Here is a 20,558-nt window from a genome sequence, read left to right on the forward strand (position 1 = left end):
GTCGATGCGACGCGGCACGTCCCTCGGCCCACCCCGGCGGCGCATGCCTCATGCTCGGCGGCGTCGGCTCCGCCGCCGCCGTCCCGCTTCCTCCCCCGCGCCGCGGTGCGATGCTGCAATGCCATGCAGCACCCCTACGCCGACCGGCCGGATTGGGCCTTCTGGGCCCGCGCCGTGGCCGCCGTTCCGCCGCCGGCCGTGGATCCCGTGGTGTCCATGCCCTTCCGGATCGGGCCGCGCGACCCCGTCGCGACCGCCGGTTCCTGCTTCGCGCAGCACCTCGCGCGGCACCTGCGCCGCAGCGGCTTCACCCCGCTGCGCGCCGAGGGCCACGGCGACCCGCGGCCGGAAGGGGACGCGCTCTTCTCCGCACGCTACGGCAACATCTACACCGCCCGGCAACTGGTGCAGCTGGTGGACGAGGCCTACGGCCTGCGCCGGCCCGCCGATCCGGTCTGGCGCCGCCCGGACGGCCGGTACGTGGACGCGCTGCGCCCACGCATCGCCCCAGAAGGTTTCGCCACGCCCGAGGACGCGCTCGCCGCCCGCCTCCCCCACCTCGACGCCGTGCGGCGGGTGCTGGAGGACTGCGCCGTCTTCGTCTTCACCCTCGGCCTGACCGAGGCCTGGCTGAGCGAGGCCGACGGCACCGCCTACCCCATCGCGCCGGGCGTGGTGGCGGAGGGCGGGCCCTGCCGGTTCCACGACTTCTCCGCGGCCGAGGTCGAGGCGGATCTCGCCGGCTTCGTCGGCCGCCTCCGCGACGTGAACCCTGCCGCCCGCGTCCTGCTGACCGTCTCACCCGTCCCGCTCGTCGCGACGGCGGGCGACCGGCACGTCCTGCCGGCCACCATCCTATCCAAGTCCAAGCTGCGCGTGGCGGCGGAGGAGGTGTCGCGGCGGCTGCCCGGCGTCGCCTACTTCCCCTCCTACGACCTCGTCACGAGCCTCGGGCCCCGTGCCTTCGACGAGGACCGGCGCACGGTCCTGCCGCGCGTCGTGAACGCCGTGATGGCCGTGTTCACGCGCCACCTGCTCGCCGGTGCGGACCCGCCGGCAGCCGAGGCAGCGGCGCAACCGCCGCTGGACGGAACGACGCCGCCCGAGGTGCCGGCCGTGGCACCCAGCCCGAAAGCACCCGGCTCCGACGCTCCCAACCCGGGGACGCCTGGTCCGGCCACATCCGGTCCGGCCACGCCCGAAACGGACGCGCCCGAAACGGACGCGCCCGAAACGGACGCGCCCGAGACGAATGTGCCCGAGACGGATACGCAGGACGACGTCGGCGACCCGTTGCTGACCGTCTGCGACGAGGAACTCTACCTCGCCCGACCGTCCCGCTGACGACCGCATGCAGATCTGCGTCGTCGGCAACTGCCAATCCGCGCTCGTCGCCGATGCCCTCGCGGCCTTCCATCCCGGCGCGGAGATCGTGCGCCACAACATCGGCGACGCGAAAGTCATCGCGGGTGCCGCGGAGATCGCGGCGAGCCTTCCGGCCTACGACCGCGTCTTCTCCCACCCGATCTTCGACGAACGGCTCGGGCCGCTCCGGCGCGACGCGATGCTCGCGGCGCGGCCCGACGTGGTCTTCGTGCCTGGGATCCTCTTCGGCGGCTTCCAGCCCGACTGCATCTACGTCCGGGACGAGGCGGGGCCGCTCCCCTCGCCGCTGAACGTCTATCACTCCGCGATCGCCGCGGCGGGCTTCGCAGCGGGGCTGGACGTGGCGCGCACGGTCCGCCTCTTTGGCGCCCTGACCTACGCGCGCCTCGGCTACTTCGAGGAATACGAGGCTGAGCGGATCAAGCTCATCCGGCACCACGCGCGGCTCGGCCTGGACATCTCGGACCGCATCGGCGCCTGGCAGCGGGGCGGCGCGTTCATGTTCACCGTCAACCACCCCCGCGCGGCGCCGGTGACGGACACCGTCCGGCTGGTACTGCGCCAGCGCGGGGAAGCGGCGCCGGACTACGACGACCTGTCGGACATCGTGGGGGAGCGGCTTTGGAACCACCCCGTTTTCCCCGTCTATCCGGAGATCGGGCGCCGCATCGGCGTGCCCGGACACACCCTCTTCCGCAGCGTGGTCGGGCCGGACGGCGTGTCTGCGCCGATGGATCTCCGGATGTTCGTGGAGCGATCCTTCGTGATCTATGAAGCACACCGCGAGCGCCTGCTCGCGGCCGTGCCCGGCACGCCGAAGCTGGCCGCTGCACTCGCGCTCCTGCGCGGCTGACCGGTCCGGCCCGCGGCCGTGCCGGCCCGACCTGGGGCGGTTCGTCCCGGCCCTGGCATCATCGCGCCCGCAGCGTCGCACGCGTATCGTCGCACCCGGGTCGTTTCGCCGGCATCGTACGCCCGCTTGCCGCCGGGTCGTGGTTCCGACCGTGAGGGCGAGAGGAGGGATCACGAAAGGCCGCGAAGCCGCAGCGCGTCCCTCACCGATCCCGAGAGGCGACGCGCAGCAACCGGCGGGCGTGAACCGGCGGGCGTGCATCGGCGCGCAATCCAGCGCGACGACCGAGAAGCCCACCCGCCCGATCCCCATCCAGCTGAACGGCGACGCCCGGGCCGATCCGCCATCCAGGTCCACGCGGGACCTATCCCGCTCCGTCCCGGTGGCCGGGGGCGATGACCGTCCGACGTGCAGGACGGCCCCGCCCGCGGCCGCCGCATCCTCCGGATCATGCGTGACGAGCAGCACCGGCAGGCCGCGCGCCCGCGCGCGATCCAGCACGAAGCGGCGGACGCGGTCGCGAAGACCGGCGTCCAGCTTGCCGAAGGGTTCGTCCAGCAGCAGCGCGCGGGGTTCGGTCAGCAGGGTGCGCATGAGCGCAACGCGGGCCCGCTGGCCGCCGGACAGCGTCGCGGGGTCCCGGTCGGCGAAGCCGGGGAGTTCGGCGTCCTCGAGCGCTGCCGAGACCCGCGCCGCCCGCGCGGCCCGGCCGCGGATCGCGGCGGGCAGGCCGAAGGCCAGGTTCTCGCCGACAGACAGGTGGGGGAAGAGAAGGTCGTCCTGGAACAGGATGCCGATGCGCCGGTGGTGGGCGGGCAGGTGCGTCACGTCCTCGCCCTCCAGCGTCACGCGGCCGGAGGCGGAGAAGGCTCGGTCCAGCGCGCCGGACACCCAGGCCAGCAACGAGGACTTGCCGGAGCCGGAGGGGCCCATGACCGTCACCGCTTCCCCCGGCGCGACGGTGACATGCGGCAGCGCGACGAGGATCGTCGGTCCCAGCGCGATCCGCACATCCTCCAGGACCAAGGTCACGTGGGCCGCATGCCCCGCCGGTTCCGGTGGAGCAAGGCCGGGACTGCCGCGGCGAGCGCGTAGGCCAGCAGCGGCATGGCCGCCTGCGCCGCGGCATAGACGCCGAGGATACGGCGGTCTGACCCGGCGGCGAGGGTGACGGCCTCGGTCGTCAGCGTCGCGATACGGCCGGCGCCGGCGAAGAGGGTGGGAAGGTAGAGGCCAATGCTCACCGCGAAGCCGATGGCCGCGGCGACGGAGAGCGGCCGCAGCACCAGCGGCACCTTCACGCGCAGGAAGATCCGCCACGGCCCCGCGCCGAGCGCCGCGGCGGTGCGCGCGTAGCGCGGATCCATCGCGCGCCAGGCATCGGCGAGGGAGAGGAAGACGTAGGGCAGCACGAAGAGCAGGTGCGCCCAGACCACGGCGAAGGTGGTCGCATCCAGCCCGGCGCGCACCAGCGCGACCTGAAAGCCGAAGAGGAAGGACAGCTGCGGCAGCAGCAACGGCAGCCAGATCAGCGCGAGGGCACGGCGGCCCGGCCGGAAGCCGTGGCGCGATTCGGCCTCCAGGCAGGCCAGGGCCAGGAGGATCGCGGCGGCGGTGGAGAGCAGGCCAACCATCAGGCTGACGGCCGCTGGGTCCGCGACGGCGGAGGACATGCGGGCCCAGGTCGCAGTGGTGAAGGCCATGGGCAGCGCGTCCGGGAAGCGCCAGGCGCCGGAGAGGGACCAGAGGAGGAGGGAGACGATCGAGGCGGCGCTGGCCGCGAGGATCAGGGCAACGAGCGACGGCCCGGCGATCCGCAGTCCTCGCGCCGATCCGCCGCGCCCGCCCGCCGCGATCCAGCGCCGCCGAGCGCGGCGGTGGCCCATTCGGCGCCGCGCCAGAGGGCGATGGCACCGAGGACGAGCAGCAGAAGCAGCAACGCCCCCGCCGCCGCCGGGAACCACAGCGACAGGTCCGGGCTGGTCATCCACCGCACGACGAAGGCGGCGAGCGTCGGTGGCGATCCGGGGCCGAGGATGAGCGCGACGTCCACGACGGAGAGCGAGAAGGCCAGCACCGCATAGATTGGCAGCCGCAGCAGCGGGTAGAGCATCGGCAGCACCGCCTTCAGCCAGGCGGAGGCGGGCCCGTAGCCGAGGGACCGCGCGACGCGCAGCGCGCCCGCGGCGGGCACCTGCGACAGCCCGGCGAAAGCCATGAGGAGGAGGTAGGGAACCTCCTTCACGACGAGGCCGAGGATGAGGGCGAGGCCCCATTCGTCGTTCACCGTCGCGACGTCGGGCGGCCGCGTCCATCCCGTCGCCCAGGGCGAGACCAGCCGCACGAGCATCCCCGACGGCGCGACGAGGAAGGCGAAGCCGATGGCCAGCGCCGCGTGCGGCGTCGCCAGAACGGGGAAAGCGCGGCCTGCACGCGCCGGAACCACCGGGCATCCTGCGCCGCGATCAGGAAGAGGACGACGACCGCGAGCGAAAGGATCGTCGCGCCGAATCCCGTAAGCAGCGTCAGTCCCACCGCGCGCGGCAAGCCCGGCGCGTCCAGCAGCGCCCGCCAGGGGTCGAGGGAGAGGGCGGTACCGCCGAGCGCCGGCAGCCAGCCGAAGGCCGGCAGCGCCGTCGCCAGCAGCCCCGCCGCGATCGGCCCCACGAAGAGCGCGACGGTCAGCGCAGGGGCGACGCGCAGCACGGGTCAGCGGCCGTAGCGGCGCTCCCACTCCGTCGTCAGCCGCGTCATCCAGGACGGGTGCGGTTCCGGCAGGTCGCGCCCCAGCGCGACGCCCGTCGGCATGGCAGGGGAGGAGGGGATCGCCTCGAACTTCGCACGGTCGACGGCCCGCAGCACGCCGACGTCGAGCGCGGTGGGTGCGCCGAGCACGCGCGGGTCCAGCGCATGGGCCTGCGCTTCGGCGCCCAGCAGGAAGTCGGCGGCGACCATGGCGGCGGCAACGTTCGCGGCGTTGTAGGGGATCGCATTGAAGGAACAGTTCGCGATCGTGCCGCTGGACAGGACGTAAGCGCGCGCCGTCGGCGGCAGCGTACCGCCGGCGATGGCGACGACGGCCTCGGCGGGGTTGAAGGCGATGTAGAGGTCGATCTCCCCGTCCGTCATCAGCGCACGCTGGGCCGGGCCGCTTTCCGGGAAGGCCCGGCCGCCGCGCCAGAGACGCGGGCGAAGGCGGTCGTACCAGGCCCAGAGCAGGTCCGCGGCAGGGCGCAGGGCTTCATCCGTCGCGGGGCGCAGCAAGGCGGCCGGATCAGGGGAGAGTTCCAGCAGCGCCTGCTTCAGGAAGGTCGCGCCCATGAAGTTGCGGACGTTGGGATGCGTCGTGCGTCCCGGGTTCGCGCGGGCCCAGTCCGGCAGCGCCGCCATCGTCATCGGCGGGTTCGGCAGGCGCTGGGCGTCGTGGATGAAGACGACCTTGCCGAGGCGCCAGGGAACAGCCAGCCCGTCCACCGGGACGGTGAAGTCCGTCATCGTCGCGGGCTTGCCCTCGCGGTCGATGAAGCGCGCGTTCGGCAGGCGATCCAGGACGGGGCCGAAGAGCAGCCCCTGTTCCTTCATCGCCAGGAAGTTCGGCCCGTTGATCCAGATGAGGTCCACGGTGCCGGCCTCGTTCCGCCCCGCCGCCTTCTCCGCGACGACGCGGGTCACGGCTTCCGCGGTGTCGCGCAGGCGGACGTGGCGGAGGTCCACGCCGTGCAACGCCCGCAGACGGCCTGCGGTCCATTCGATGAAGGCGTTCGTGCGGTCGTCGCCGGCCCAGGCGTTGTAGAAGCAGGGCTTCCCACGCGCCTGGCGCAGCACCTCCTCCCACGGCGCCGCCAGCAGCGGGTGGCCCGGCGCCTGGGCCCGCGCCGCGAAGGGCAGCGCGGCGGCGGAGAGCAGCAGGCTGCGGCGGGTGGCGTTCATCGTGGACCTCCTCACTCCGCGGGAACTGGCTCGCTGACACGGGCGCGGCGCCGGACGCGCGCGGCCTCGATGCGGGGGGCCAGCACTTCCTCGTGGAACTTGTCGCAGCCGACGCAGAGGTTGGCGTAGGGGCGGCCCATCGGGTCCGTCGTGCGCGACTTCTCCAGGAAGGTCTCGATGCTCCAGCCATGGGAAAGGCCCATGCGCTCGGGCTGGCCGGCGTTGATCGCCTCGTAGACCGGGTCGCCGGCGAGGGATTCGAGGATGTCCTTCAACCGTTCCTCAGCCACGTTGCCCAGCGGCAATTTCGTCTTGATGCAGCACGGATAGACGTTGCCGTTGGGCTCAAGCGACACCTCGGACCCCGAGAAGCCATAGCGCAGGAAGTTCTGCCCGCCCGACCAGTTGTTGCAGAAATTGTCCGCGAGGGTCGCGGTGGACAGCCCGTTGTCCCAGGCGCGACCGCGCGGCCAGAGCTTGCCGATCCAGGACCCGGGCTGCGCGCCGAAGAAGGAGAAGATCGGGCCGTCCTGGTCCATCATGCTGCCATGCGTCGTCGCGCGGATGGAGGGGCGCATGCCCTCCGCCTCCATCATCGCGGTCAGGCGCGCGCGGTAGGCGGCCTGCTTGTCCTCGCCTTCCATGCCGACGTGGAAGTCATCGACGCCGGAGACGGAGATGAGCCACACGCCGCGGTCCACGAGGTCCCGCACGATCTCCGGCGTCAGCAGGTCGCCCGTGGTCTGGACAACGATCTTCACGCCGCCGCGGTCGCGGTAGCGGTCCGCCAGCGCCTCGATGATCGGGTAGGTCACGCGTTCCCGCACGGGGTCTATCAGGGATTCGCCGCCGGATAGGATGATGCGTCCCGTCTTCTCCCGCGGCCCCCCGTCCTCGCCGACGTCGTCGAGGTCGAGGTAGCGCATGCGCTCCGGCAGGTTCGCGATGATGCGGGGGAAGGCGCGCTCGGCTTCCGATACCACGCCTTCCAGGGCACCGCGGACATAGGGGCGGAACTTGTCCTCGTAGCAGTGCTTGCACTTGCGGTGGCAGGCCCAGGACATCACCCAGTAGATCGACTGCATCAGGACTCCCGACCGCGGCTGCGCGGTTCCCGGATAGCATGGAAGGGGGCTCCTGCCCCATTTGAGGCGGGGCCGGCGGATGGGCACCCCCGTCGCGGCAGCTTCGTCCGCCGCCGGGTCACGGTCACGCTCCGCCCCCCAGCAGGCCGCGGCGCACGTCCGGATCGGCCTCCATGCCGATCCAGGTGGCAAGGAGCCGGCGCGCGAAGGCCATGCCGGGCTGGAAGGCCTCCGGCCGCCCGGGGCCGGAGAGCACGACGCCATCGCCGCGGAAGAACTGCCGTTCCACGTCGCCCGCCGCGATCGGGCGGAGCCAGGCGCGGAAGGCGGCGGGCAGGGGCGCGCCGGCCGTGGCTTCCCAGGCCGCGACGACGCTGTCGAGCGGCACGTCCCGGCGGTAGCGCGCCTCGACCAGCCGCGGCGCGGAAGTACCGAGGATGACCGCTGCGTCGTTCGACGGCGCGGGTAGGTAGAGGGCGGCGCGATAGACCTCGATCCGCAGGATGGACCAGGTGCGGCGCGCCGTGCCGTTCAGGACAAGGCGCGTTCCCGCAGCGTCCAGGGCAGGTGGAAACTCCACCTCCGGCGTCGCGGCGAGGAGAAGCAGCTCACGCCGGGTCATGCCGGCACCGGCGAGAGGCGCGCGACGGCGAAGCACAACGCGGCGAGGACGAGGTCCTCGACCGGGCTCCAAACCGTCAGGGGACGGGCGAGAAAGACGCCGAAGCAGCCGCAGTTCTCGAGCGGGATGCCGCGGAGCAGCGTCGCGATCAGTGCTGCGCCGTAGGTGAGCGCGAGGGCACCCGCGGCGATGGCGGCGGGACGACGGAAGCGCGGCAGCACCAGGCCGAGCGCGATCCCGGCCTCCGCGAGGGTGAGCGACAGCGCGCCGGGCATCGTCAGGAATGGCGGCACCAGCCGGTAGGCGTCGGCGACCGCGACGAAGCCCCGGAGATCCAGCGCCTTGCCGAGCGCGGCCGCTCCGTGCAGCAGCGCGAGCGCCCAGGCGAAGCCGATGACGAGAGCGGTCGTGAGGGCCCTGCGCACATCACCCCGCGGCACCGGGCTGGCGGTTGATGGTCCAGTCATAGGGAAAGTACCGGACGGTCCAGTCGTCCGGCAGGGGTTCCCGTCGCCAGCGGTTGACATAGGCAAGGACGGAGGGCGCCTTGGCCGGCACGAAGTCCCGCGTGAAGAAGTCGAAGATCTGCGACACCCAGACCGCGCGGTTGGGCGCGTCGGGGCGGACCTGATACCCGCTCTCGCAGAACTCCCGCGCCGCGCCGGCGAGCTGCGCATCCAGCCGCGCGGCGCGGAAGGGTTCCTGCGGCAAGCGGGGACAGCCGCGGACCATGCAGTTCAGGGCGAAGTGCACGCGCTCCTCGCCCATTCGGCGGATCACGTCGTCCTCGAATGACTTGAGAGAGGTGTCGCGGCCTGAGACGCGGATGCTGGTGTTCGCGAAGAAGCCGAAGCGGCCGAGGAAGTCCAGGCTCTGGGGGATGCCGCGCAGGACGATGCCGTGCATGGCCAGGGCGTTGTAGGCGTTGATCCGCCAGGCCAGCAGGTGGGTGGGGGAACGGGAGTCCTCCGACCCCGCGCGCCCGATTTCCGCGACGATCGTGGGAAGCGGGCCGGGATCGGCGGCGATCCCCGTGAAATCCACGCGGCCCTGCGCGTCAACGCGGCGGCGCAGCACGGTCTCCCACGCTTCGAACCAGGCGGGATCGGCGCCCTGCGCGCCGGCGATCCGCGGCGCGGCGAGGAGGGCGGCACCGGCCAGCATCATGCGTCGTCCCGGCCTGTTCATTCCGCCGGCTCCCTGCGGGCGTGGTTGATCTCCAGGCGCCGCCGCCCGCGGGCGTTCTTGCGCGTCAGCACCGGCTCCGGCGCGACGGGCTCGGCGGTGATGGCCCCGCTCAGCGGGTCCCACCAGCCGCCCTCCTGCGTCGCAAGGGGCTTGAGAATGAAGGCATCCCGCTTCGCGTTGTGCAGGCACATGGAGACCGGGCCGTCGGCCGTCGCGACCATAAAGACGCAGGCGCCGATCCGCTCGCAGTCCAGGTGTTCGGCGTCCATGAAGTCGTGGAGGAAGAAGGACAGCTTGTGGGCCCGCCCGCGCGCGGCGATCAGGTCCCGGCGCATGGCCCAGAGGCGCCGCGCCGCCCAGGGCAGCAGCCGCAGCGTGGCACCGGGCCGCTCCGCGAGACGCCGCGCCAACGCGACCGTGGCACGCCCACGATGCTGCCGGTCGAACTGCACGCCGGCCGTCGCATGGAGGATTGTCGCCAGCGCCTCGTCCTCACCGTACAAGTCATGCACCCGCCCGTTCGCGACGAGGGTCATGGCGTAGCGGTTGCAGTCCGCGTGGCCGGCGATCGGCGTGTCGAAGTTGATGGGCGCCCCGGCGCCGGTCCGGATGGCATCGGCGACCGTCGCGATGGTGATGGGGTTCCGCCGCGCGCGGACCGTGCCGCGGCCGGTGTCGGCCTGCAGCTGGAAGCTGGCGACCCGCACGACGTCGGCGTAGCGGACGAAGAAGGCGGCGACGCCCGGGATCTCGTGGAAGTTGCCGTCGAAGGCCGTGGTGTTGAAGAAGACGGACAGCGGCAGGCCGCGGGTCCGTCCGATGTATTCCTCTCGCACCGCATTCAGCGCGAATTCGCTGTCGTAGCCCTTGCGCTCCTGCGTCAGGTCCACGTGGAAGGCGACGTCCACGAGGCCGGCCTCGCAGAGTTCCGTCAGTAGGTCGCGCGTGGCCTTGATGCCGTTGGTGAAGAGGCTGGGGCGCATCCCCCGTTCCCGCACGCGGCGGACGATCGCGACGAGTTCCGCGCGATCCCGCAGCGTGGGGTCGCCGCCCGTGACTTGCACGTCGGTATCCGCGCCGTAGTGGTCGCGGATCAGGTCGATGCGGCGGAACACCTCCTCCAGCGGGATGTCGCGCACGGCCTCCGAATGGTCGGAGAGGTAGCAGAGCGTGCAGTCGAGGTTGCAGCGCTGCGTGATCTCCAGCGCGACGCAGCCGATGGACCAGCGGCGGCCCATGGACTGGCGCGGGTGCCACTGGCCCGTCTCCTCCATCCGGGCGCGGGCGCGCGCCAGGGGGTCGGAACCGGGGGCAGGGGACGGGTAAGGCTCCGCCGACGCGACCTCATCCCGCGTCATCACGCGCCGACCACAACCCGTCATCGAACCCGCCGTACCATCCCCACCGCTACGGGACGGTGGCATCGCCGGATGCGGTGGCGAGGGCGGCGCGCGACGAATCTCCGCCTGATCACGGAATCGTCAACGGGCCCCGCCGGTTCCGGCGCGGGGCCCGGCGGCCGTCAGCCCCGGCCGCCGGGCGCGGCACCCGGACGTGGGATGGCGATGACGAAAAGGCGGTGGTTCGCGATGTCGATGTTGCGGCGCGCCTTCTCGTTCCAGACGCGCTCCGCTTCCTTCGCGTCGTGGAAGGGGCCGTAGGATTCCTCCGTGTTCGGCTCGAGGTCGCGCCAGGAGCCGTCGGTGAAGATGCCGCCCCAGACGTAGTGGAGCTGGCGGGGGGTGGGATCGTAGGGCATCGCGGGTCCTCAACCGTTCGCGGCGGCCATTACCGCGGGGCGCGCGCTTCCCCAAACCGTCACGCCGCGATGCGGGTGCGGCGGGCGAAGAGGGCGGGCAGGCCCGGCACGGTGGCCACCACGGCGAGCGTCGCCGGGGCGCGGTGAAGGACGAAGGAGGTCAGCCCGGCCCAGGCCATCGGGGCGCGTGCCGCCGCCCCCCAGGCGGCGTGGTGCTCTGCCGCGGGTCGGCCCGCGACGATCGCGCGCGCGGCGGCGAGGCCGGAATGCAGCGCCATCGCGATCCCGTCGCCGGTGAGGGACGGGATGACCGCCGCCTGGTCGCCGACGCGATAGAGGCCGGGTGGCCCGGCCGCGGCGCGGTGCAGGAAGCCGTACGGAACGCCCGCGACGGCCAGGGGACGGTCGGTCGCCGGCTCCGCGCCGGACAGCAGGCGCGCGGCGAGGGCCGACCCCGCCGCCACCCGGGCGAGGAGGGCGCGCGTGTCGCGCGCGGCCTCCCCCGGCGCGTCGCGGATGGCGGCACAGAGGTTCGCACCGCCGATGGTGGGCTGCAGCCCCGCATAGCCGCCCGGGAAGGGCAGCAGGTGGACGGTGCCGGCGAGGTCAAGCCCGCGCAGGTGCAGTTTCAGCCCGGTCGCACCGTCGCGGGCCGGCAGGCGGGGATGGCCGCGCAGGGCGTGCTTGCCCGTCGCCAGCACCAGGGCGCGGCAGGTCAGCGCGGCGCCGTCGCGCAGGCGCAGGTGCCACAGGCCGCCGTTGCGCTCGGCCGCGACCACGGCCCTGCCGACGTACAGGCCCGCCCCGGCATGCGCCGCAGCGTCGCGCAGCGCGCCGTCCAGCACGCGCCGGGGCAGGCCCCAGGCGGGGAACGGAAGTGGCGCCGCGGCCTCGCGCATTCCTGCGCCGATACGCAGTGAGGTGATGGACACCGCTTCCATCGCCGCCGCGTCGAGGCCGAGGACACGCAGGGCGGCCACGGCATCGGGTCCCAGGAACTCGCCGCAGACGACCTCCCGTGGCACTGCGTCGCGTTCCAGCAGCAGCACGTCGCGGCCCGCGCGGGCCAGGCCGGTTGCCGCCGCGCAGCCCGCCGGGCCGGCGCCGAGCACGATGACCTCCGCGTCCGTCATGCCCGGATGCGCGAGACGGTCCAGCGGAAGGGCACGGCCCAGCGGATCGTCGCCTCGACCTCCGCCTCGGCGACCAGCCGTTCCCAGTCGGCGCGGGAAAAGCCGCGGGCGATGGAGATGGTGCTGTCGCTGATCACCATCGGATGCATCCGGAACAGCCGCACCCCCGCCCAGACCGCGCCGAAGGGGATGGGATGCCGGTGCAGGTCGGAGATCATCCAGCCCCGCTCCGCCCGCGCGTCGAGCCAGCGGAGGAAGCGGACGAGGTCCGGGTCGCGCAGGTGGTGCGTGAAGAGGGAGCAGATGACGGCGTCGAAGCGGCGGGCGGGATCGAGCGCGAAAAGATCGTCCGTAATCCAGTCCGCCTCGGTCCCCGCCTCGCGCGCCGCGGGCTCCGCCCAGGGGGAGCGATCCAGGCCGGTCAGGGTCACGGCGACCCCGCGCCGGTCGGCCCAGCGCCGGACCGCGCGGAGCATGTCGCCGCCGCCCGCGCCGACGTCGAGGACGGAGAGCGACGACGCGCCGGTCCGACGGACCAGATCATCCAGCCATCGCAGCGTCGGGCGGTAGGCGAGGGTGACGCGGTTGATCCGTTCGAGGTCGCTCAAGGCCCCGCGGAAATCGGCCTCCGTCGCGGCCTCGTCGTCCATCCACTCCTCGGCCGTGCTGCGGGCGCGGAGCATGTCAGCAGGCCGTGAACCGCATCGTCTCGGCGGACAGGCCCGGGCCGAAGGCGAGGGCGACGCCCCGCTGCCCGGCCTCCGAGCGGGCCAGCATCTGCTCCAGCACGAACATGACGGTGGCGGAGGACATGTTGCCGTTGTCACGCAGGACCGTACGGGAGGTATCGAGGCCCTCGGGCGGGATGTCGAGGCCATGCATGACGGCATCGAGGATCGAGCGGCCGCCGGGATGGACGGCCCAAAGGTCGATGTCCCCGTGGTTGGCCCCGCCGAGGATGGCGCGCGTATGGTCCGGCAGGGCGCGGGCGAGGGTCAGGGGGACCGTCCCGGCGAGCGTCATGTCGAAGCCCGCATCGCCGATGTGCCAGGTGATCTGGTCCGATGCGTCGGGGAAGAGCGCGGCGTGGAAGCCGTCCATCCGGAAGCCCTCCTCCTCCGCCGTGACGAGGGCGGCCGAGCAGCCATCGGCGAAGAGGAGGAAGCAGAGGAGCTGTTCCACCTCGCTGCTCGGCTGGAGGTGGAGCGAGCACAATTCGAGGTTGACGACCAGCACCCGGGCGCGGGGATCGGAGCGCACGGCGTGCCGCGCGAGCTTCAGCGCGTTGATCGCGGCCTGACAGCCCATGAAGCCGACGATCGTCCGCTCCACGTCGTTCGGCAGGCCGTATTCCCGGATGATCCAGTGATCCAGGCCCGGAGCCGCAAAGCCGGTGCAGGTCGCGAGGATGAGGTGCGTGACCTCCGACCCGTCGAAAGCCAGCCGGTCCAGGGCCATGCCCGCAAGGGCGGGGGCCTCGCGCTCGTAGCGCGCCATGCGTTCGCCCGTCCTGGGAAAGCGGTCCAGGCGGTAGAAGCCATCGGCCGTGCCGGTCGCGTCGGGCAGGGGTTCCAGGACGGACCAGCGGGTGTTGACCTGCGACCGTTCGGCCAGCCGGGCGAAGGCAGTGTGGATCTTCGGCTCGGTGATCTGGTAGCCGGCGAAGCGGCGGAACGTGTCGTGGACCTCGTGGCGCGGCGTCGCCGTCGCGATCCGGTTCAGGTGTGCTTCAGCCATCCGTTGGGGAGTTGGGCCGCGAGGGGACCGGGGCAAGGCTGCCCGGCCCGGGCGGGGCAGTCACGAACGCGAATCCTTGCCTTGGAGCGGAGCCTTGGAGCGGAACGTGCGGTGCGGCGCCCGCTATGGGTCGATGCAACAGGCTGCCCCAACGGGGCGACGAACCGGCCGGAGCGGGCGTTCCCCGTTTGTGCTTGCCTGAATCGGGACCCGTCCCCACATTCCGGTTCCAGACAGGACGCGAATCTTGGACCTCCTCCGCAAGCTCGAGATCCTCGCCGACGCCGCGAAGTACGACGCCTCCTGCGCCTCCTCGGGCACGGAGAAGCGGGACAGCAAGGCCGGTGGCCTGGGCAGCACGGAGGGGATGGGCATCTGCCACGCCTACGCCCCGGACGGGCGATGCATCTCCCTGCTCAAGGTCCTGCTGACGAACGCCTGCGTCTTCGACTGCGCGTACTGCATCAATCGCGCGACCTCGAACGTCCCGCGCGCGCGGTTCACGGTGCGGGAACTCGTGGACATCACGCTCGACTTCTACCGGCGCAACTACATCGAGGGGCTATTCCTCTCCTCCGGCATCATCCGCTCGCCCGACTACACGATGGAACAGATCGTGCGGGTGGCCCGTGAATTGCGGGAGGTGCACGGCTTCAAGGGCTACATCCACCTCAAGACCATCCCTGACGCCGACCCCGCGCTGCTGGCGGAGGCCGGGCGCTACGCCGACCGGCTGTCCATCAACGTGGAGTTGCCGGCCGTCGAGTCGCTGAAGACACTGGCGCCGGAGAAGGACGGGCGCGCCATCCGCGTCGCCATGGCCGGCCTGCGCACGCGCATCGATGCCTATGCCGAGGCGAAGAAGGAGGCCACCCGCGCCGCGCCGCCACGCTTCGCACCGGCCGGGCAGTCCACGCAGATGATCGTGGGCGCCGACGCGTCCACGGACGAGACGGTGCTGACGACTTCCGCGAACCTGTATGGGTCGTACCGGCTGAAGCGGGTGTACTTCTCCGCGTATTCGCCGATCCCCGACGCATCGTCGCTGCTGCCGCCTTCCCCGCCGCCGCTGGTGCGGGAACACAGGCTGTATCAGGCCGATTGGCTCATGCGCTTCTACGGCTTCAGCACGGAGGAGATCGTCGCGGGCGGTGAAGGTGGCATGCTCGACCTCGCCGTCGACCCGAAGCTGGCCTGGGCGCTGAAGCACCGCGCCCAGTTCCCCGTGGACCTGAACCGTGCACCGCGGGAGTTGCTGCTGCGCGTTCCCGGCCTCGGCACGCGCAATGTGGACCGGATCATCGCGGCGCGGCGTTCGGGGCCCGTGCGGCTGTCGGACCTTGCGCGCCTGCGCGTGCCGCTGCGCAAGGTCGCGCCCTTCGTCTGCGCGCCGGATCACCGAGGACAGGGAGGGCTGCTGGACCGCGCGGACCTGCGCGCCATCGTCGCGCCGCGGGAGGGGATCGCCGAGCGGGTGGATCCCGCTTTCGTCGCGGCGCTGGCCAAGCCCTACCAGCCCTCCTTGTTCGCGCATGTATAGCGTCAGCCTCGACCTGCCCGATGACTTCGAGGGCTGGCGCGTCGCTGCGCGGAGCCTCGTCATGGCAGGCATCCCGCCGGAGGAGGTGGCCTGGCGCGTCGATGGTGAGCCCGTGCCGCTGTTCGGCGGCCCGCCGCCGCCCGAGCCGCCACCGGGGATCGAGGCGCCGCGCGTTCCCCGCGACTTTCCGAACCTCGCGCGGCTGGTCATCCGCCACCGCGACCCCGTCCGGTTCACGCTGCTGCATTCGCTGCTGCACCGGTTGCAGGCCGACCGCGGGCTTCTGGAGGTCGCGACCGATGCCGACGTCGCGCGGGCCGAGGCGATGGCGCGCGCCGTCCGCCGCGACGCGCACAAGATGCACGCCTTCGTCCGCTTCCGGGAGGTGCGGGTGGAGGATGACGGCGCGCTCTCCGCCCCGATCCGGGAGGCGGTGCGGGCCGAACGCGCGCCGAACGTGCCGGCCGCGCCGCGGAACGCGAAGGCGGTCGCGCTCGCGCTCCGCGACATGGGGGCGCTGGATGACGCCGCCCCGATGCTGGACGCCGCGGAGGAGCAGGCGCCCGCGCCGTTAACCGATCCCATGCCCTCCGTCGCGTCGGCCACGCCCTTCCCCGCGCCCGACCCGAACACGCGCTTCGTCGCGTGGTTCGAGCCGGAGCACCACATCCTCCGCGCCGAGGCCGACTTCTTCGCCCGCCGCTTCGCCTCGCTGCGCTGGTCCATCCTGACGCCGACCGTTTCCGCGCACTGGGACGGGGAGGTGATCCGCTTCGGCCCCGGTGCCCGGCGCGCCGATGCGCCGGCCGAGGATGCGGCGGAGACGATGTGGCGCGCCTACTTCGCCGCGATCTTCAACCCCGCGCGGCTCAAGCCCGAGGCGATGCGGGCGGAGATGCCGAAGAAGTACTGGCGCAACCTGCCGGAGGCCCGGGACATCCCCCGCCTGATCCAGGACGCGCCGAAGCGGGTGGCGGAGATGATCGCCGCCGGCGCCGCCGAGCCCGCACCCCGCCGCCAACGCGCGCTGCATGTGCCCGGCGCGAGCCTGTCCGCGCCCGGCGCGAGCCTGTCCGCGCCCGGCGCGAGCCTGTCCGCGCCCGGGATCATTTCCGCGAAGCCCGACTCCGATCCGGGCGTTGAGGCGGGAGCCATGCCCGATTCCCTCCTGCCTCTCGACACGCCGGCCGACTACGCGGAGGCCCTGGCCGCGCTGCGCCGCGACCTCCTCGACCGCAACGACATCCCGGCCTGGACGGCCAACAGCACCCAACCCGTCATGGGCGAGGGCCCGCAGCATCCGCTGCTGATGTTCATCGGCGAACAGCCCGGCGACGAGGAGGACATCCAGGGCCACCCCTTCGTCGGCCCCGCGGGACGCCTCTGGAACCGCGCGCTGGGCGAGGCGGGAGTGGCGCGCGACGAGGCCTACGTCACCAATGCCGTGAAGCACTTCAAGTTCACGCCGACCGGCAAGCGACGCCTGCACCAGTCGCCCGATGCCGGCGACATCACGTGGTACCGCCCCTTCCTGCAGCGCGAGATCGAGATCGTGCAGCCCCGCCTCATCGTCACCCTCGGCGCGACGGCCCTTCGCGCCGTCTCCGGTCGCGCCATGCCCGTGACGAAGATGCGCGGATCGCTGCTGCGCAACACGGACGGGCGGCCCTTCTACCCGACCGTCCACCCCTCCTACCTCCTCCGCCTGCCGGACGAGGCGGCGAAGGCTAGGGAGTACGACCGGTTCGTGGAGGATTTGGGCCAGGCGGCGGCGACGGCTCGGGGGATGGGGTGACGGCCTTGGAGGAGGGTGCTGCCCTCCTCCGGACCTCCATCCGCCAGGAGACTCGTCCCCTGGACCCCGTTCCATCGAACGCCCTTGGCTGAGGGTTGGTCTCCGCGCGGCGCAAGCGCGCGTGGAGACCAACCCTCAGCCAATGGAATCCGCAAGTAGATTGAGGTCCAGCAGGCAAGCCTCCTGGCGGATGAGGGTCTGGGAGAAGGCAGCGCCTTCTCGCAGGGCCCCTCAGCGCATCACGCCGACACGCCGCAACCGCTCCGCCAGCGCCACCGCGACCGGCCCGATCGCCGCGGGCGGCGTGCCGTCCTCCATCGCTTCCAGCGCCTCAAGTTCCACCATCGTCAGCCGTTCCTCGACGCCCGCGGCGCGGAGGACGGCACCTTCGGGCGCGGCAAGGACGTGGTGGTGCGCCGTCTCGGCCAGGGCGACGGGGCGGGACGGGTCGAAGGGCTCGGGCAGCAGGCCGCGCGCGGACAGGGCAATCCGCTCATCGGCCAGCCGGTTCAGAAGCCGGGCGCGGAGCTGCGCCAGCCGCTCCGGCTCCGCCAGCCGCGCCGCGAGGGAGGCGACGAGGCCCGCCACGGCGTCCGGATCGTCCAGCCGCCAGGTCGGCGTCGCCGCGCGGAAGGCGGCGTCCTCATCCTCCGCGACGTCGAGCAGCATCCGCATCGCCTCGGCGATCGAGGGTTCCAGGAGGCCGATCGTCGCGTGGAGCGACGGTTCCTCCCCCACCGCGACGGCGTCGTGCATGATCCCGCGGGGCACGTAGAGCGCGTCGCCGGGGTGCAGCACGACCTCGGCGGCCTCGCCCTGCGGTTCCACCTGGTTGTGCCAGGGCGTGCGGCGCGTCGGGCGCGGCAGCGGCTCGCCGGGCCAGAGGCGCCAGCGCTTGCGTCCCCGGACCTGCAGCACCAGCACATCATGCGTGTCGAAGTGCGGGCGGAAGCCCTGCGCGCCGCCCCCATCCGGACCATGCTTGCCGCCGGGCGTGAGATAGATGTTGCTCTGCACGGCGTGCAGGAAGGCGCGCTCCAGCCCGCGGCAAAACAGGCCGAGCGGCCGGTGCGTCTCGTGGAACTGGGAGACGACGAGGGTCACGCCGCCGTCGAACAGGGCGTGCAGCCGGGCCGGCTCGACGCGCCCGTCCTCCCGCGTGAAATCCTCGGGCGGGACGGCGGCGCTGCCGCGGCGCCGGCTGTCGGCCATGGTCACGCGCGGCAGGCGCGCCGCATCGGTCGCGAGGTGCGCGTCGAGGTCGGCGACCGAGAGCAGGTGCGCGAAGCGGTCGGGACGGTCTGCCGGGAAGTGGCGCCATTCCTTGCCCTCGCGCAGCGCCAGGACGGCGTCGGGCGACAGCCCCGCGAAGCCCAGGGCGAGGGCGGATTCCACCAGCGACGGGGCCGGGCCGGACGGGGGTGCGTCGGTCATCGGTTCGTCGGGGCGGGAGCCGGCGGGTTACCACCCGCCGCCGGCGCCGCACCATGGGCTTCGGCATCCTCGCGCGCCGGGTCAGGGACGGCCGGCGCGGGTTGGGCGGGTGTCGGCGCCGGACCAGGAGGGGACGCCGCACCCGGCTCCGGGCGGGACGTGGGTTCGGGGGGTGGTGCCGCGGGGCGCGGAGCCACTTCGGTCGGCGGGATCGGCGCGGCGGGGCGGTTCGCCGGCTCGGCGGGACGCGCGGCGGGTTCGGGCGCTACGCGCTCGGGCCGGGGTGCGCTGACGGGCATGATGACGACCGATACGCTGCGCGCCACCGCGTTGCCGGTGGTCCGGCTGAAGCCGGCGACGCGCGCCTCCGACCGCAGCCGCGCTTCCGGAATCCCGGCCCGCTGCAGGGCGTCCCGAACCGCGCGCGCACGGCGCGCGGCAAGGTTCACGCTGGTCTGCTGCCCGCCCTCGCGGTTCGCGTGGCCGAGGATGCAGGCGTTGCGGTCAGGCTCCCGCTTCAGCAACTCGACGGCGAGCGCCAGCGGCGTGCGCGCGGCATCGCCGACACGGTCGCTGGCAGCGGTGAAGGGGACCTCGAAGACATCCTCCTCCAGCGCCTCGGCGCCGACGCATTGGAAGGGCGGCAGCGCGGGCCCGGGGGCCGGGCGGGGCGGCGTGCCCTGCGCGGCGGCAGGACCGGCCGCGAGCAGGGCGATGGCGAAGGACAGGAACCTCATGCCGCGGCCAACACGCCGGCCTGCTTCAGGCGCGACAGCAAGGCCTCCGCATCCACCGTTGGATGGGCGGCGCGCAGGGCCGCCGGGTCCACGTCGCGCCGCGACAGGATCCAGCCCGCGGCCTCCGCCTCCTGCGGCGACAGGGACGTCGCCCCGGCGCCGGTCTTGAGCACCCATTCCGCACCGCGGCGCACGGGCTTCGCCTCGCCGGCGATGACGCGGAAGGCCGGCGCCTCGCCATCGACGGCCGGCGAGGCATCCTCCACCCCGCGCGGCGGTTCCAGTCCGCGCGCGCCAAGCAGATGGTTGCCCCCGCGCGGGAACCGAGCCTCGGCGACATGCTTTGCCAGCGCTTGCAGCACCGCCGGGTCACGCGCGAACTCCGCCAGTTTCTGCCCCAACTGCGCCGCACGCTGCGTCAGGGCGAACTGCGCGGACGGCGTCCCGTCCTGCCGCGGCAGCGGGGCGCGGAACTGCGGATCGCCCATCGCGCGCTCCGCCAGCATCTGGGCGAATTCGACGCCCAGCACGGCGTTCGTGCCATAGGCGACGTGGACGGAGGTCGCGCCCTCCGCCAGCGCGTCGTGGTACCAGCCGCGCGGCAGGTAGAGCAGGTCACCCGCGCGCAGCAGCACCTTCTCCTTCAACTCGCCCTTCGAGCGATCGTGGTGCGCCTGGCCCAGCGAACGGAAGGCGGGGTGCGCGATGGGGTAGTCGGCGCGGCCGGACCAGATGTTCCAGCTCTTCTCGCCCTCGACCTGCACCGCCCAGACGTCGTGCGTGTCGAAGTGCGACGGGAAGGCCTTGTGCGCCTGGAAGGAGATGTAGACGTTCGCCTGCGCGCGGCCGAGTCCCGCATCCTCCAGCGCGCGCGACACGGAGGCCAGGCCGGGCGTCAGGCTGTCCACGTCGTTCAGCACGATCGTCGCGCCGCGCGCCACCCATTCCCGCACGCGCTCCGCATGGGGCTGCAGCACCGGCGCGTTGTCGCGCGACGTCGCGCGGACGCAATAGGCCTCCGGCGGCACCGCCTGCCCGTCCATCTGCATCTTGAGGGAATGCGACGACCAGATATGCGACTGGTCCAACAGCCGGTCGATGCCCCGCCAGGACAGGACCCCCGCGAACTTGCCCGGCGTGCCGCGGACCAGGAGCGGCTGTTTGTCATGGTATTCCGCGAAGAAGCGCGCGGGGTCCATCGGCGCGAGGAGTTCGGCGAGGGTGAGGGACATGCCCCCAAACTAGCCCGCGCCGGCCCGCCCGTCATGCGTCTCGCCGCCGTCACGGTGACGGAATGGTGGCAGGGTCAGCCGCCTGCTTGCGCGGGCCGGGCGGGGGTGGCCATGTTCCCGCCCAAGC

General features: G+C 72.8%; 20 protein-coding genes and 1 pseudogene. 4 read left to right on the forward strand and 17 right to left on the reverse strand.

The window, feature by feature from the left end; genetic code table 11:
- Positions 1 to 123: 123 nt before the first annotated feature.
- Together ACE7GA_RS09000 and ACE7GA_RS09005 are read left to right on the forward strand one after the other, a co-directional pair.
- The gene (locus tag ACE7GA_RS09000; protein ID WP_376098630.1) at positions 124 to 1,344 is read left to right on the forward strand and encodes a GSCFA domain-containing protein; all 1,221 of its coding nucleotides are present in this window, start codon (positions 124 to 126) and stop codon (positions 1,342 to 1,344) included.
- Between the two features lie 7 nt (positions 1,345 to 1,351).
- Complete coding sequence (locus ACE7GA_RS09005; RefSeq protein ID WP_376098632.1) at positions 1,352 to 2,239, forward strand: WcbI family polysaccharide biosynthesis putative acetyltransferase; 888 nt, start codon at positions 1,352 to 1,354, stop codon at positions 2,237 to 2,239.
- 603 nt (positions 2,240 to 2,842) lie between these two features.
- On the opposite strand, the pseudogene ACE7GA_RS09010 reads toward ACE7GA_RS09005, so the two are convergent.
- The 14 genes and pseudogenes from ACE7GA_RS09010 to ACE7GA_RS09075 form a co-directional block, all read right to left on the reverse strand.
- Positions 2,843 to 3,172, reverse strand: a pseudogene (locus tag ACE7GA_RS09010) (ATP-binding cassette domain-containing protein); the annotation flags it as partial.
- Positions 3,173 to 3,267: 95 nt separating this feature from the next.
- Positions 3,268 to 4,125, reverse strand: coding sequence for an ABC transporter permease subunit (locus tag ACE7GA_RS09015; RefSeq protein WP_376098634.1), 858 nt, complete (start codon positions 4,123 to 4,125; stop codon positions 3,268 to 3,270).
- The gene (locus ACE7GA_RS09020; RefSeq protein ID WP_376098636.1) at positions 4,026 to 4,583 is read right to left on the reverse strand and encodes a hypothetical protein; all 558 of its coding nucleotides are present in this window, start codon (positions 4,581 to 4,583) and stop codon (positions 4,026 to 4,028) included. The genes ACE7GA_RS09015 and ACE7GA_RS09020 overlap by 100 nt, the downstream gene beginning before the upstream one ends.
- Positions 4,523 to 4,945 (reverse strand): hypothetical protein, encoded by a 423-nt coding sequence (locus ACE7GA_RS09025; protein ID WP_376098638.1) that lies wholly within the window; start codon positions 4,943 to 4,945, stop codon positions 4,523 to 4,525. Before ACE7GA_RS09025 ends, ACE7GA_RS09020 begins: the two co-directional genes overlap by 61 nt.
- A gap of 3 nt (positions 4,946 to 4,948) precedes the next feature.
- The gene (locus ACE7GA_RS09030) at positions 4,949 to 6,169 is read right to left on the reverse strand and encodes an ABC transporter substrate-binding protein (protein WP_376098640.1); all 1,221 of its coding nucleotides are present in this window, start codon (positions 6,167 to 6,169) and stop codon (positions 4,949 to 4,951) included.
- Positions 6,170 to 6,180: 11 nt separating this feature from the next.
- Complete coding sequence (locus ACE7GA_RS09035; RefSeq protein ID WP_376098642.1) at positions 6,181 to 7,254, reverse strand: radical SAM protein; 1,074 nt, start codon at positions 7,252 to 7,254, stop codon at positions 6,181 to 6,183.
- A gap of 124 nt (positions 7,255 to 7,378) precedes the next feature.
- Positions 7,379 to 7,876 (reverse strand): chalcone isomerase family protein, encoded by a 498-nt coding sequence (locus tag ACE7GA_RS09040; RefSeq protein ID WP_376098644.1) that lies wholly within the window; start codon positions 7,874 to 7,876, stop codon positions 7,379 to 7,381.
- Positions 7,873 to 8,301 carry a MauE/DoxX family redox-associated membrane protein gene (locus tag ACE7GA_RS09045; RefSeq protein WP_376098646.1) on the reverse strand — a complete coding sequence of 143 codons (429 nt, stop codon included), beginning with the start codon at positions 8,299 to 8,301 and terminating at the stop codon, positions 7,873 to 7,875. The genes ACE7GA_RS09040 and ACE7GA_RS09045 overlap by 4 nt, the downstream gene beginning before the upstream one ends.
- A 1-nt stretch (position 8,302) precedes the next feature.
- Positions 8,303 to 9,064: a DUF547 domain-containing protein gene (locus ACE7GA_RS09050; RefSeq protein ID WP_376098648.1), complete on the reverse strand. Its 762-nt coding sequence runs from the start codon at positions 9,062 to 9,064 to the stop codon at positions 8,303 to 8,305.
- Entirely contained in the window at positions 9,061 to 10,422 is a 1,362-nt protein-coding gene (locus tag ACE7GA_RS09055) for a radical SAM protein (protein ID WP_376098650.1), read from the reverse strand. Before ACE7GA_RS09055 ends, ACE7GA_RS09050 begins: the two co-directional genes overlap by 4 nt.
- Before the next feature lie 164 nt (positions 10,423 to 10,586).
- Positions 10,587 to 10,823 (reverse strand): DUF4170 domain-containing protein, encoded by a 237-nt coding sequence (locus ACE7GA_RS09060; protein ID WP_376098652.1) that lies wholly within the window; start codon positions 10,821 to 10,823, stop codon positions 10,587 to 10,589.
- 59 nt (positions 10,824 to 10,882) lie between these two features.
- Positions 10,883 to 11,956: an NAD(P)/FAD-dependent oxidoreductase gene (locus ACE7GA_RS09065; protein ID WP_376098654.1), complete on the reverse strand. Its 1,074-nt coding sequence runs from the start codon at positions 11,954 to 11,956 to the stop codon at positions 10,883 to 10,885.
- Entirely contained in the window at positions 11,953 to 12,639 is a 687-nt protein-coding gene (locus ACE7GA_RS09070; RefSeq protein WP_376098656.1) for a methyltransferase domain-containing protein, read from the reverse strand. Before ACE7GA_RS09070 ends, ACE7GA_RS09065 begins: the two co-directional genes overlap by 4 nt.
- A 1-nt stretch (position 12,640) precedes the next feature.
- Positions 12,641 to 13,693 carry a type III polyketide synthase gene (locus ACE7GA_RS09075; protein ID WP_376098658.1) on the reverse strand — a complete coding sequence of 351 codons (1,053 nt, stop codon included), beginning with the start codon at positions 13,691 to 13,693 and terminating at the stop codon, positions 12,641 to 12,643.
- A 247-nt stretch (positions 13,694 to 13,940) separates the two neighbouring features.
- On the opposite strand from ACE7GA_RS09075, the gene ACE7GA_RS09080 reads away from it, so the two are divergent.
- Together ACE7GA_RS09080 and ACE7GA_RS09085 are read left to right on the forward strand one after the other, a co-directional pair.
- Positions 13,941 to 15,233, forward strand: a complete 1,293-nt coding sequence (locus ACE7GA_RS09080; protein WP_376098660.1) for a putative DNA modification/repair radical SAM protein — start codon at positions 13,941 to 13,943, stop codon at positions 15,231 to 15,233.
- Positions 15,226 to 17,028 (forward strand): UdgX family uracil-DNA binding protein, encoded by a 1,803-nt coding sequence (locus tag ACE7GA_RS09085; RefSeq protein WP_376098662.1) that lies wholly within the window; start codon positions 15,226 to 15,228, stop codon positions 17,026 to 17,028. Before ACE7GA_RS09080 ends, ACE7GA_RS09085 begins: the two co-directional genes overlap by 8 nt.
- 231 nt (positions 17,029 to 17,259) lie before the next feature.
- Here ACE7GA_RS09085 and ACE7GA_RS09090 read toward each other — a convergent pair whose 3' ends face one another.
- The 3 genes from ACE7GA_RS09090 to ACE7GA_RS09100 are packed head-to-tail and all read right to left on the reverse strand — an operon-like array spanning position 17,260 to position 20,431.
- Positions 17,260 to 18,462, reverse strand: coding sequence for a cupin domain-containing protein (locus tag ACE7GA_RS09090; RefSeq protein ID WP_376098664.1), 1,203 nt, complete (start codon positions 18,460 to 18,462; stop codon positions 17,260 to 17,262).
- Positions 18,459 to 19,199, reverse strand: coding sequence for an OmpA family protein (locus tag ACE7GA_RS09095; RefSeq protein ID WP_376098666.1), 741 nt, complete (start codon positions 19,197 to 19,199; stop codon positions 18,459 to 18,461). The genes ACE7GA_RS09090 and ACE7GA_RS09095 overlap by 4 nt, the downstream gene beginning before the upstream one ends.
- Entirely contained in the window at positions 19,196 to 20,431 is a 1,236-nt protein-coding gene (locus ACE7GA_RS09100) for a cupin domain-containing protein (protein ID WP_376098668.1), read from the reverse strand. The genes ACE7GA_RS09095 and ACE7GA_RS09100 overlap by 4 nt, the downstream gene beginning before the upstream one ends.
- Between the last annotated feature and the right edge of the window lie 127 nt (positions 20,432 to 20,558).

It is taken from the genome of Roseomonas sp. CCTCC AB2023176 (assembly GCF_042259275.1).
Lineage (GTDB): Bacteria > Pseudomonadota > Alphaproteobacteria > Acetobacterales > Acetobacteraceae > Roseomonas.

What these genes read in the sequence shown, in the direction of transcription:
- ACE7GA_RS09000 (WP_376098630.1), top strand. Translation starts at nt 124, where the DNA reads ATGCAGCACCCCTACGCCGACCGGCCGGATTGGGCCTTCTGGGCCCGC.
- ACE7GA_RS09005 (WP_376098632.1), top strand. Translation starts at nt 1,352, where the DNA reads ATGCAGATCTGCGTCGTCGGCAACTGCCAATCCGCGCTCGTCGCCGAT.
- ACE7GA_RS09015 (WP_376098634.1), bottom strand. Translation starts at nt 4,125, where the DNA reads ATGGGCCACCGCCGCGCTCGGCGGCGCTGGATCGCGGCGGGCGGGCGC.
- ACE7GA_RS09030 (WP_376098640.1), bottom strand. Translation starts at nt 6,169, where the DNA reads ATGAACGCCACCCGCCGCAGCCTGCTGCTCTCCGCCGCCGCGCTGCCC.
- ACE7GA_RS09035 (WP_376098642.1), bottom strand. Translation starts at nt 7,254, where the DNA reads ATGCAGTCGATCTACTGGGTGATGTCCTGGGCCTGCCACCGCAAGTGC.
- ACE7GA_RS09040 (WP_376098644.1), bottom strand. Translation starts at nt 7,876, where the DNA reads ATGACCCGGCGTGAGCTGCTTCTCCTCGCCGCGACGCCGGAGGTGGAG.
- ACE7GA_RS09050 (WP_376098648.1), bottom strand. Translation starts at nt 9,064, where the DNA reads ATGAACAGGCCGGGACGACGCATGATGCTGGCCGGTGCCGCCCTCCTC.
- ACE7GA_RS09055 (WP_376098650.1), bottom strand. Translation starts at nt 10,422, where the DNA reads ATGACGCGGGATGAGGTCGCGTCGGCGGAGCCTTACCCGTCCCCTGCC.
- ACE7GA_RS09060 (WP_376098652.1), bottom strand. Translation starts at nt 10,823, where the DNA reads ATGCCCTACGATCCCACCCCCCGCCAGCTCCACTACGTCTGGGGCGGC.
- ACE7GA_RS09065 (WP_376098654.1), bottom strand. Translation starts at nt 11,956, where the DNA reads ATGACGGACGCGGAGGTCATCGTGCTCGGCGCCGGCCCGGCGGGCTGC.
- ACE7GA_RS09070 (WP_376098656.1), bottom strand. Translation starts at nt 12,639, where the DNA reads ATGCTCCGCGCCCGCAGCACGGCCGAGGAGTGGATGGACGACGAGGCC.
- ACE7GA_RS09075 (WP_376098658.1), bottom strand. Translation starts at nt 13,693, where the DNA reads ATGGCTGAAGCACACCTGAACCGGATCGCGACGGCGACGCCGCGCCAC.
- ACE7GA_RS09085 (WP_376098662.1), top strand. Translation starts at nt 15,226, where the DNA reads ATGTATAGCGTCAGCCTCGACCTGCCCGATGACTTCGAGGGCTGGCGC.
- ACE7GA_RS09090 (WP_376098664.1), bottom strand. Translation starts at nt 18,462, where the DNA reads ATGACCGACGCACCCCCGTCCGGCCCGGCCCCGTCGCTGGTGGAATCC.
- ACE7GA_RS09095 (WP_376098666.1), bottom strand. Translation starts at nt 19,199, where the DNA reads ATGAGGTTCCTGTCCTTCGCCATCGCCCTGCTCGCGGCCGGTCCTGCC.
- ACE7GA_RS09100 (WP_376098668.1), bottom strand. Translation starts at nt 20,431, where the DNA reads ATGTCCCTCACCCTCGCCGAACTCCTCGCGCCGATGGACCCCGCGCGC.